This is a genomic window from Streptomyces sp. GC420, from assembly GCF_009916105.1.
In the GTDB taxonomy this organism is placed as follows: Bacteria; Actinomycetota; Actinomycetes; order Streptomycetales; family Streptomycetaceae; genus Streptomyces.
The window spans coordinates 1-11,095 of sequence record NZ_JAAAXQ010000281.1; the positions used below are offsets into that span (position 1 = coordinate 1).

General features: G+C 71.6%; 9 protein-coding genes. 4 read left to right on the plus strand and 5 right to left on the minus strand.

The window, feature by feature from the left end:
• Both GUY61_RS27545 and egtA read right to left on the minus strand, forming a co-directional pair.
• On the minus strand, positions 1-538 hold a 538-nt coding region (locus GUY61_RS27545; protein WP_208106525.1), incomplete at its 3' end, for a DinB family protein.
• Positions 535-1,842, minus strand: a complete 1,308-nt coding sequence (gene egtA, locus GUY61_RS27550; RefSeq protein WP_166632964.1) for an ergothioneine biosynthesis glutamate--cysteine ligase EgtA — start codon at positions 1,840-1,842, stop codon at positions 535-537. The genes egtA and GUY61_RS27545, both read right to left, overlap by 4 nt.
• A gap of 235 nt (positions 1,843-2,077) precedes the next feature.
• On the opposite strand from egtA, the gene GUY61_RS27555 reads away from it, so the two are divergent.
• Entirely contained in the window at positions 2,078-2,854 is a 777-nt protein-coding gene (locus GUY61_RS27555; RefSeq protein WP_166632965.1) for a thioesterase II family protein, read from the plus strand.
• On the opposite strand, the gene GUY61_RS27560 is transcribed toward GUY61_RS27555, so the two are convergent.
• The gene (locus GUY61_RS27560; RefSeq protein ID WP_166632959.1) at positions 2,770-5,811 is read right to left on the minus strand and encodes an AAA family ATPase; all 3,042 of its coding nucleotides are present in this window, start codon (positions 5,809-5,811) and stop codon (positions 2,770-2,772) included. The two genes, GUY61_RS27555 and GUY61_RS27560, sit on opposite strands and share 85 nt — an antisense overlap.
• Positions 5,812-6,022: 211 nt before the next feature.
• Positions 6,023-6,259, minus strand: a complete 237-nt coding sequence (locus tag GUY61_RS27565; protein ID WP_166632960.1) for a hypothetical protein — start codon at positions 6,257-6,259, stop codon at positions 6,023-6,025.
• Positions 6,260-6,654: 395 nt separating this feature from the next.
• Here GUY61_RS27565 and GUY61_RS27570 point away from each other — a divergent pair, with 395 nt between their 5' ends.
• Positions 6,655-7,569 (plus strand): DUF2510 domain-containing protein, encoded by a 915-nt coding sequence (locus GUY61_RS27570; RefSeq protein WP_313896883.1) that lies wholly within the window; start codon positions 6,655-6,657, stop codon positions 7,567-7,569.
• A 205-nt stretch (positions 7,570-7,774) separates the two neighbouring features.
• Entirely contained in the window at positions 7,775-8,497 is a 723-nt protein-coding gene (locus GUY61_RS27575) for an NUDIX domain-containing protein (RefSeq protein WP_166632962.1), read from the plus strand.
• On the opposite strand, the gene GUY61_RS27580 is transcribed toward GUY61_RS27575, so the two are convergent.
• Positions 8,484-9,887, minus strand: coding sequence for a M6 family metalloprotease domain-containing protein (locus GUY61_RS27580; protein ID WP_166632963.1), 1,404 nt, complete (start codon positions 9,885-9,887; stop codon positions 8,484-8,486). The genes GUY61_RS27575 and GUY61_RS27580 overlap by 14 nt on opposite strands.
• Positions 9,888-10,282: 395 nt before the next feature.
• On the opposite strand from GUY61_RS27580, the gene GUY61_RS27585 reads away from it, so the two are divergent.
• Complete coding sequence (locus GUY61_RS27585) at positions 10,283-10,924, plus strand: helix-turn-helix domain-containing protein (protein ID WP_313896884.1); 642 nt, start codon at positions 10,283-10,285, stop codon at positions 10,922-10,924.
• Positions 10,925-11,095: the final 171 nt, after the last annotated feature.

Sequence of the window (11,095 nt, forward strand, 5' to 3'; positions counted from 1 at the left end):
GTCGGCCCCCGCTCCCCCGCCGGCGCAGCTGGTGCGTGATGAGCATCGTCTCGTCGTGCTGCTGCTCGTGCTGGGCGACCATGCCGAAGGCGAACCCGGCCTCGGCGAGCGGCCCGCCACCGCTCAGCGGCACCTCCGCCACCACGTCCAGCACGCGCGCGCGGACGTCGCCGACGTAACGGCGCGCCTCGGCCGGCGGCAGCAGCGGCAGTGAGGGCCGTTCCGCCCGGGGATGCTCGAAGGCGTCGTAGACCGAGTCGATGTCCGGGCGCAGCGCCTCCCTCCGGCCGAGCGTGCGCAGCAGCCACTGCTCCTCCTGGTTGCCGATGTGGGCCAGATCCCACACCAGCGGCGACATGAGGGGCGAGTGCTGGGCGGTGAGTTCGGGGTCCGCCACGCAGGAGGTGAGCAGCTCGGTGCGGTCACGCGCCGTCGTGAGCGCCGTGACCGCACGCTGCCGCAGCTCCTCCGGGCCGACGTCCCCGCCGGACTCCTCCGGGCCGTCCCCGCCGGACTCCTGCGGGACGTGAACGGTCATGAGTCGGTGTCCTTCCTCGGGACGGTATCGAGCAGGTCGTCGGCGGGGCAGCGGCCCTGGGACACATAGCGGTCGACGAAGGAGACGACAGCGGAGCGCACCGCCGCGGACGCGCCCCTGCGGGCCAGGGCCTCACCGGCCGCGGCGAAACAGGCGACGGCGGCATCGCGGAGCCGTGGGTGGGCCGGACCGTGGCGGGCGGCGGCCCGCCATAGCGGATGGCGCGGGGCACGCCCCGGGGCGTCCGCGTCGCCGGCGAGCGGCCGGAGGGCGCGCAGCGCGAGGTCGGCGGCCGTCGGATCGTCCAGGAGCACGGTGGTCACGGCGAGGGGCACGATCCATCCGTCCTCGCCCGGCTGCGCGTCGATCATGCGCAGTTCGAGGTGACCGCGCGGGCGGACCGGCGGGAACAGGGTGGTGAGGTGGTACCGCAGATCGTCCTCCGTGGCGGGTCTGGGACCCCGGCCGCGGACCCAGTCACGGAACGTCAGTCCGGCGGGGGCGGTCCAGTCCGCGCTGTCGGCCCTGACGCACAGCACCGGCGCGTCCAGGGCGTAGGAGGCCCAGGCGGTACGGGGGTCCGCGGCGGGCCCGGGGGCGAGGGTGCGCGCGGGGTCGAGCGAGGCCCAGACGCGCTGACGGGTGGACTTCCACCCGGTGGGCCTGCCCCCGGCGAGCGGGGAGTTGGCGAAGGCCGCCACCAGCACGGGGCCCAGGAGATGAGCCAGCCGCCAGCGGAACCGGTAGCCGTGCGGTCCGTCCGTGTCGTCTCCGCTGTCCACGCACACCTGCACAGAGGCGGTGCTGCACATCATGGAGCGTCCCGCGGACCCGAACCTGTCGAAGTAGGTCTCCATCGCCGCGTAGCGAGGTTCGGTCAGTACGCGACGCGGCGCGCGCCACAGGTCGTGCCCGTGACCCGTGAGCACGAGTCCGTGATCCTTCAGCGCACCTCGCACCAGGGCGAGATCACTGTCCACGACCGCGATGCAGTCGTCCAGCGAGGGGAAGGGCGGAGAGCTGAGTTCGAGCTGACCGCCGGGTTCTGTCGTCACCGTGGACTGGAGGGGAAGGGCACGCACCTCGGCGACGGCCGGGGTGAACCTGTCGGGGCCGACGGGACAGAGCGGGTCGTCGGGGTCGTGCAGTAACCATTCGAGTTCCACGCCGGTACGCCGCGGGGGACCGTTCTTGAAGCAGATTCCCTGAATCAGCTCCTCGGCCTCCACCTCCTTTATCGGGCGCGCACGTTCTCGCTCGTTCCTCACGGGTACGCAGTTTCCTTCCTGCCGGTCCCCGCCCATCCGGAAGCCGGCCGTCACGATGGCAGATACGCCGTCAACCCTCACCCGGCCGACGCGACCGGGACAAGCACTCACGGACCGATCTGGGGCGCCGAATACCGGAATAGGGGCTGCTTTCAGGGGTCGGAACAGGGGTTGCGTCACAAGCTGACGGGTCGGATCGATATGCCGGTTCCCCGCACGCGGGTAGGGGTTCCGGACCGCTTCCGGACCGCCCTACGCTGCGTCCGTGAACATGCCGACCGAGAACACGAGCGACTGGCTGCGCCGATTCACTCCGCTTTCGAGCAGCTCGGCGACACTGGTCTGCTTTCCGCACGCAGGAGGTGCGGCGAGCTTGTTCGTCCCGCTTTCCCGGGCGCTCGCTCCCGAGGTGGAAGTGGTCGCGGTCCAGTACCCGGGCCGCCAGGACAGGCGCCGGGATCCCCCGGCCGAGAGCATCGAGGAGCTGGCGGACGCGGTGTTCGGGGCGCTCGGCCCCGAACTGCCGCGTAACTGCGCGTTCTTCGGTCACAGCATGGGCGCGGTCGTCGCCTTCGAGGTGGCCCGCCGCTACGAGCGGCGGCCGGACACGGCCGGTCCAGTGCGGCTCTTCGCGTCGGCCCGCCGGGCACCCTCCTTGCGCCGGGACGACCGGGTCCATCTGTTCGGTGACGCCGGGATCATCGCGGAGCTGCGGCGTCTGAGCGGCACCGACCAGGCCCTCCTCGCGGACGAGGAGCTGATGGCCGTGCTCCTACCCGCGCTGCGGGCCGACTACAGGGCGATCGAGACGTACCGCCTCGCACCGCAGGACGCCCGGATCGGCTGCCCGATCACCGTGCTGGTCGGCGACGCCGATCCGGTCACCACGATCGAGGACGCGACGGCGTGGCGGGCCCATTCCACGGGCGACGTCGGCGTGTGCGTCCTTCCGGGCGGCCACTTCTACCTCGGCGGGCAGTCCGACGCGGTTGCCCGCGAGATCCGCGGGGCTCTCACGCCCTTCCCCGCCGGCCCCGGCCGAGCCTGAACGACGCTTCGGCGCGGGCCTGAAGCGGCAGGCTCCAGGCCAACAGCGCCATCGGCGTACGGCGAAGGCCCGGTCCCGCCGTGGTCACCGACCCCGGCCGAACCCGCGCCAGGAGGCGCGGCGGACGGTGTCCCTCCGTGCAGGGCGAGCGTGAGATCGCTCCGCCGTTTGATCCCCAGTTTCCGGTACACCCGGGTGAGGTGCTGCTCGACGGTGCTCACCGTGACGAAGAGCTTGGCCGCTATCTGCCGGTTGCTGAGACCGCGCACCGCCAGCGCCACCACGCGCATTTCCGCGTCGCTCAGCATGCCGACCAGCTCGTCGCTCCCGCCCACCACGGAGGGCGGCTGCTGTCCGCGCGGTGCCTCCGGAAGCGTGCGGGCCGGCAACTGGACACCGCATTCCTCTGCGAGCTGGCGAGCCCGCAACAGGGCCATCCGGCCCTTGCTGTACTGGCCCGCCTCCTGGTCGCACCGGCCCATCTCGTGGAGCGTATAGGCGAGAACCACCGGGTTGCCGCACTGCTGCGCCTCCTCCAGCGCACGACCGAGCAGCTTGCCGCGCTCCTCCGTGGACGCGGTCGCGGCGAGGACCCGCAGGGTCACCGCACGTACCTGGTGCTGGCCCTGGCGCACCAATCCCAGCTGCTCCGTGGCCAGTTCCCGCGCCCGCTCGGTATCGCCGCGCAGCAGATGCACCAGGGCGGCGTCGGTCCTCCAGGGCAGCACCGCGGGAACGTCCATCCGCCAGAGTCTGGCCAGCTCGCCGACCGCGAGGAAGTCGTCCAGGGCCGCCTGCGACTGCCCGTTCCCGAGGAGGGCACGGCCGCGGGCGTGCAGGTAGCGCAGTCCCAGCGGAGTCTGGAACATCGCGTCCGGGATCGGTGCATGGAGCAGGGCGAGGGCGGCGCTGCACGCGCCCAGGAGGGTATGAGCCTCGAGCGCGACACTCAGCGGCAGGCCGATCATGACGCCCCAGCTCGCGGTGGGGATCTCGGCCAGGGCGGCCTCGGCAAGACGTGCGGCCTTGGCCGGGTTGCCGCGCTGGAGAGCGAGCCTGGCCCGCAGGCTGGTGAAGAGAGCATGCCAAGCAGGGGCCGACTGCTTCTGGGTGACCGAGACGAGCGTGTCGATCCACCGCTCGGCCGACGCGTGGCGGGCGTTGATGAGCAGGATGTCGATCGCGGCGGCGAGGCTCGGCACGGTCTCGTCGGTCAACTGGTGACTGACCAGAGTCTGTTCCGCGGTCTGGGTCGACGGCGCGTTGGGGCCCACCTGCAGCACGCGGAACAGCTCGCACAGGACCTGGCTCCGGGAGAACGCCCACCGCGTACAGTCCTCCCCGAGGACCGGGGTTGAGGCGCCGTCGCCGTCGCCGTGCACCGTCGTCGCCGGATACAGCAGGCCGAGCGCGGCGCGGCGGGTCTGAAGGTGCGCGGACGCCTCCACGTCCTGCCTCTGCCAGGCGTGCCGCTCCATCCGCTCCAGCGCGTCGAGTGCCGCCTCGGGACGGCCGAACCAGAGCAGGGCGTCTACCGGGGCCGAGACGTGCCGTCCCGACAGGTGGCCCTCCCGCGCCGCTTCCACGAGCGTCGGGATACGGCGGGCCGCGGTGCGCGGATCGGCTCGCCACTCGGTACGAAAGAGCATCGCCGTCGTGGTGGCGCGGTGCTGTTCGCTCCGGCCGTACTGGTAGGCGATGGACAGGCAGTTCGACGCGAGGGCCGTGTCACCCGTGGCGAGGCCCTCCTCGGCCGCCTCCAGCAGCACGCTCGCCGCGCAGTCGTTGTCGATCCGGCTGGCGGCGACCAGTTGGCGGGCCACCGCGGTCACCGGAGCGCCGTTCTTGAAGAGAAGGGTTCCGGTCCTCGTGTGCAGGGTGGCGCGCTCCTCGGTGGTCATCTCGTGCAGGACGGCCGCGACCGCCTGCGGATGGCGCCAGGCGCCGTCCGCGAGCAAGCCGGTCTCCTCCAGGACACCGAGTGTCAGGGAGAGGCACCGCGGGTCCACGTCCGACAGCCGGTACAACAGCGGGGTGTACTCCGGGTCGTCGAGGACGGCCATCTGCCGAGCGACGGTGCGCACGTACGGATCGCATCGGTAGAGGCAGTCGAGGACGGCCTGCTCGAAACGGCGGTCGGCGTGCAGCGTAAACGGTTCTCCCCGCGCGGCGGTGTCCTCGATCAGCCTGCGCACCAGCAGCGGGTTGCCCCCGGTGACGGCGAGGCAGTCGTCGGCGAGGCGCGAGGCCGCGGACTCGCCGAGCCGCGTGGCCAGCATGGCGCGCACCCCGCCGCGGGACAGGGGAGGCAGCAGCACCCGGTGGGACAGCGGCTCCGGAGGCAGCTCCGCGTTCAGCAGGACGCTGGCGGACAGCGGGGAGGGGTGCTCGCTGAGGACGAGCAGCAGAGGGGTCGTACGCCGTCGGCGTGCCAGGGTGGACAGGCACAGCAGGGACGGGGCGTCCGCGTACTGGACGTCGTCGACGCTGATCAGCAGGGGCTGCGAGAGTTCCACGAGATCGTGGAGGACCGTGCCCATCTGGTGGAACAGACGCGGGGGTATGGCCCCCGGCTCGTCAGGCGTCGCCGAGCCGCCCGAGCCCATGACCTGGCCCAGCAGGCGGGACACACGGGTGCCGATGTGCTGGGGCAGGTCCACCGCCTGGAACAGCTGGGCCAGTACGCCGAACGGGACGGGCTGCTCGGCACGGGAGGCCGTCGCGGCGATATGGACCACCCCCAGGCGCTGGGCCTGAGCGGCGAACGCGTCGAGAAGTTCGGTCTTTCCGTGGCCGGCGGCCCCGGTCACGACGGCCAGGCGGGTGTTCCCCCGGAGAGAGTCCTGTAGGAGGTTGTGGAGGAGGGATAACTGCCCCTCGCGCTCGTACAGTTCCGTGTCTCTCGGGGGCAGGCCGTCGAAACCCTCCAAGACGGCTAGCGCTCCGGTTGCAGGCATTCCTTCGACTCCGCTTCATATTAGCTCGATGACGGTTGAGGCGGGGGTGTGCCGATTAGTGTCCGCGTTCTCGGGGGGTGGGACCAGTAAATACCGGCCACTCGCCTTCGGGCAACGGACATACTTAGCGGAGCGATTGACTCCCATTCCGTCGGAACTCTATGTGGGTTGTTGCGGCCGGTTTGAGGTCCGGTTGACCGTTAAACGTGACCTAAGTCATACCGCCGAGGTGTTGTTCGAAGGTATGTTCTTGGCCGGTGATCTGTTCTCGGGGGTGTGCGGTTGTCTTGGCCGACCGCGCGCCGATCGCCGGGTGATCGACCCGGAAGCCGGTGGGGGCGCTGCCGGTGAATCGTTCTCCGGTGAAATCGCCGACGCCTGCCGCGTTGTCTGTCGGTAACTCTGACGAAACTTTTTTCCGTGGCGATTGCGTGAATTTGAAAAGCACGTGACATGCTTCGTCCGGTTCACCGGCTGTTCTGGCGCGCCGGGAATTCGGTGGCGTATACGAAGTGCCGGTACCGGGCGGGCAGAGTACGCATGGCGTCCGGCCCACCCCTCGACGGCTCGCCCCGCGCACCGGAGGGCCGCATGCGGCCCCGGTCCAACCCTGCCCACCTCCGCACCCGCTCCGGTCAACCGCGTGCGGACCGGAAGGGGTGCGGCGGGCGGTCGCCCGTCAGATGTCCCGGAAGAGTTCCGGCTCAGGGGTCGCTCAACTCGGGCCGGACGCCGACCGGACGCCGACCGGGCCGGGCCGTCGATGACCTGACGGATGTCCTGGAGCGGTGAAATGCGGGGGCCTTCATGTTCTTTTCAGACGGGGCGATTACCGTCTTCCGTGTGACCCAGCAGACTCCGCCCGGCTGGTATCCAGATCCCGGGCACACCGGTGAAGGCCCCCTCCTCGAGCGCTGGTGGGACGGGACCGCGTGGACCGATCACACGCGGATGCCCGGCGGATACCCGGTGCCGCCGCCCGCCTCGCGCGGGGGCGGGGTGGCGCGGAAGGCCGTCGCGATCGGTGCCGCCGTCGTGGTGCTGGCGGCGGCCGTCGTCGGCGGGGTGTACCTCGTGAACGGCGACGGCGGGTCCCGCGACCAGAGCGCGCGGTCCGGTCAGTCGCCGACGCCCTCGCCCTCACGCCCCGGCGGCGAGGACGACGGCCGCGGGCGGCCGGACGCGGACGGCGAGCGGGGGCAGGGACTGCCGGGGCTGGAGAAGGGGTACGCCACCGACATCGCCGGCGGCATCAGCATCCCGGTGCCTGACGGCTGGACCGGCCAGTCCGGGCTGACGGGCGCCGGCGTCAGCACGGGGAGCCACGCCTGCCCAGGCGACTCCGGGCAGACCTGTGTGCGGGCCGGCGTGAGCTCGGTCCTCGCGGAGGGGCTGAAGCTCAAGTCCCGGACGGCCGAGGCCGCGGCCAAGGAGGACATCGAGTCCAACGCCGAGGAGTCCTACGGCGGCGAGAGCTACGGCTCCTTGAGCTCGCACGAGCAGCTGAAGTCCGAGGCCGTCACGGTCGCCGGCCAGAAGGGCTACCTCGTGCGCTGGAAAGTCGTGACCAGCAAGGGCGACGACGGCTACGTCCAATCCCTGGTCTTCCCCTCGCCCGCGAACGAGGACCTGCTCGTCGTCGTGCGTTCCGGGTTCGACATCAACGACAAGGCACCCGAGCTCTCCGTCATGGACGAGATCACCGAGGGGATCAAGGCGGCCGACGTCCCGGGGGCGGGCACCGGGCAGGAGGTCTGAGCGCGAGGCCCGGGCCCGGGGCCCGGGGCCCGAGGTCCGGGCTTCGGGGGCCGATTCGGGGTCGTGAGCACCGAGTGGCGGGAGGACGCGGATGCCTGACGGCGGACGGGACGGGATGGTAGAAGCGGGACATGAGTGAATTCGTCCACCTCCCGGTGTACCTCGCCGCCCACCTTGCCGTCCGTCCTGACGTCCGCCCCGTCCGATGACCGCCGGAATCGACACCCCGGACCGCCGGGGCCGTACCGGACTCGACAGGACCGGCCGGGACCTGACCGGCAACCCCCGCGTCAAGGTGCGGGACGTGAAGCTGCTGTCCTGCCACTGGTACGTGGAACGCACCACCACCTTCGACTTCCAGCACTCCGACGGCACTTGGTCCACCCAGGAGCGCGAGACGCACGACCGCGGCAACGGTGCCACCATGCTGCTGTACGACGCCGAGCGCGAAACGGTCCTGCTCACAAGGCAGTTCAGGTACCCGGTGTACGTCAGCGGCCACCCGGACGGCATGTTGCTCGAGACCGCGGGCGGGCTGCTCGACGACGAGGACGAGCACCCGGAGAACGCGGTCCGGCGCGAGGTCATGGAGGAGACCGGGCACACCATGGGCGCGGTCCGGCACGTCTTCGACGTCTATATGAGCCCCGGTTCGGTGACCGAGCGGGTGAGCTTCTACGCGGCCCCGTACGGTCCGTCCACGCGTACGCACGAGGGCGGCGGGCTCGGCGAGGAGGGCGAGGACATCGAGATCGTCGAACTGCCCTTCCGTAGGGCCCTGGAGATGATCCGCAGCGGCGAGATCGCCGACGCCAAGACCATCATGCTGCTCCAATGGGCGGCGCTGGAGGGACCGTTCGCCCGCTCCGGCGGAGCGGTGGCCTCGTCCGCCCCGGCCGAGGACGGGAGGACCGTCAGCGGCGGATGATCCGTACCCGGTGGGTGCCGTCCGCGTCCTCGTCCAGGACGCGGACGGTGACCCCCGCCTCCCTGTCCGTGAAGGTCTCGCCCGGCTCGTAGGGAGCGTCGGACAGCTCCGCGTTCACATTGGGCAGTCGTGCGCAACCCCCGCTGTCGACGGAGCTGTCGGAGACGACGATCGGTCCGCGGCCGGTGTCCACATCGGTCTCGACCTTGTAGATCAGCACCCCCGGTTTGCAGACGGCCTCGTCGTTGCCGGCCCGGGTGCGCACCTCCACGGCGTACCCCGAGCGCGCCGAGACGGGGACGAAGACGAACTTGGGCCGCCTGTCGCGCCCGGCGAGCGGCGCCAGCCTGTGTTCCGTGACGCCCTTGTCGGCCGCACACGCGATCTGCCCGTCGGTGAGCCAGCCGAGCTTCCACTTGTGCCAGCCGAGCAGGTCGTTGTTGGCCCCCCAGTCCTCGCTCATGATGTCCCAGTGCCCGACGGCACCGCCCCCGTGCGCCGTATAGAGGTCGGGCAGCCCGAAGACGTGGCCGTTCTCGTGGGGGAGTACGCGGTATCCGGTCCTGGAGTAGGAGCCGGAGCCGTCGTCCTGGCGGCTGTAGATGAACGAGGTGTTCGCGAGCGTCACCCCGTCGGCGGCCGGTGCCTCCGCGTTGTCGGAGAACGTGACGGACAGGACGGTGTCCAGCGCCGACGGGCCCGCGTTCGGGGTGACCAGGACGTTGACGAGGTCGTAGTCGTCGAAGTCCACCTCTGGGTCGGCGGCGTCCACGATGTCCTGCAGCAGCCAGCGGTACCCGGGCTCGAAGGGCGCTCCGCGGTCGATCCCGTACGCCTCGAAGGTCATCGGCATCCGCAGCCAGTCCTTGACGGGTGCCTCGGCGTGGTAGTCGAGCCGCCCGTACGAGCTGGTGGCGAACCACTTCGCGGTCTGCGGGAAGAACTCGGCGAGCCGGCCGAGTGCCGGGCCCACGCCCGGGGCGTCCGGGAAGTCGATCATGAGGTTCAGGGCGCGGACCCTGCCCTTGCTGCGCGTATATCCGGACGGCGTGGGCAGCCCTTCCGACATCTGGATGCCGCCCGCACCCGCGATCCGGCAGGGCGCGAGCGAGGGGGCCAGGCCCGCCGCGGAAGGGCCCGCCGCCGTACGGTCCGCGGGTGCCGGGGCGGTTCCGGCGCTCGCGCAGACGACGGCCACGGCGGCGAGGCCGGCCGCGGCGCCGAGCACGCGGTTGCGCCGGGCCCCGCGTATCCACGCGCTGCCCGCGCTGCCCGCGCTCCCCGTGCTCCACGGGGTTCGGGCCGCCGTCGCCGCCCATGTCGTACGGACCGTACGGGGGGTCCTGAGCAACTGGCGGGCCCGGACCCGCAGCACCCGGCGTATGCCCATGGGCCCGGGCCCGGACCCGGGTATGTGCGGGGGGCCACCCAGGCCCTTCGGCTCCGGCCCGGGTATGCCCCGATGAGGGTCCCAGGCACCCAGGAACCGGCGTATGCCCGGGGGCCGGCGTGCCGGCCGGTCCCCGGGTGCGCGTCGGTGCTGGTGGTGGGCCATGCGATCACCCTCGGGCGGGTGGTGGCCGGCCGCTCGCTGGGTGATCCGATCGTGGGTTTTCCGCCGCAGCGAGTGTGATGCGCGTCACATGACTCAGGTGAAATATCCGGGGAGTGGGTCCCCGTTTATAGGAGTGTTCGCACGAACCGGGGAATCACTCCCCGGACCCGGGGCCGGTCGTCCGAGAGGGAAGTCGGCGGGCGCCCGGCACGAAGAGGAACGGGAGAACCGTGGAGACAGCCGCCGCCCCGCGCCGGGCGCCCCGCCCCAGGGCCGATGCCCTGCGCAATCGGGAGCGCATCGTCGCGGCCGCGCGAGAGATGTTCGTCGAGTTCGGCGCCGAAGTGCCGCTCGACGAGATCGCCCGCAGGGCGGGAGTCGGCAACGCCACGCTCTACCGGCACTTCCCCGATCGTGCCGCCCTGTGGAGGCAGGTCGTCATCCACGTATCCGAGCGCATCACCGTCGAGGCGGAGGCGGCCCTTGCCGAGGAGGCGGACGCTTTCACGGCGCTGCGCCGCTTCGTGCACGCGGCCGCCGACGAGCGGGTGGGCGCGCTCTGCCCGGTCCTTGTCGAAGGCTTCGACAAGCACCACCCCGACCTCATCGCCGCACGCGACGAACTCGAGCGCATGGTCGAGTACCTGATGGAGCGTGCCCGTCGCGCGGGGCAGCTCCGTACGGACGTCGCCGTCGGCGACCTGATGGTCGCGATCTCCCAGCTGACCCGGCCGCTGCCCGGCATCCCGTGCATGGGCATCGACCGGTTCGTCCACCGTCATCTGCAGCTGTTCCTGGACGGACTGCAGGCTCCGGCGCGCTCCGTACTGCCCGGCGCGGCCGCCACCTTGGAGGACCTTCGCAGGCAGTAACCCGCATCCCGCAGTAGCCGGCCGGAACACCGGCCGGTCCGTGTTCCCCAGTCCGATCCGCAGACCGGGACCGGGGCCCGGTCCGGTGCCGCCGCCGGTGCCGCCACCGGGGCCGCCGCCGGTGCCGGTCCCGTGCCAGTGCCCGGCCGCCGACCCGGCCCGGTTCCGTCC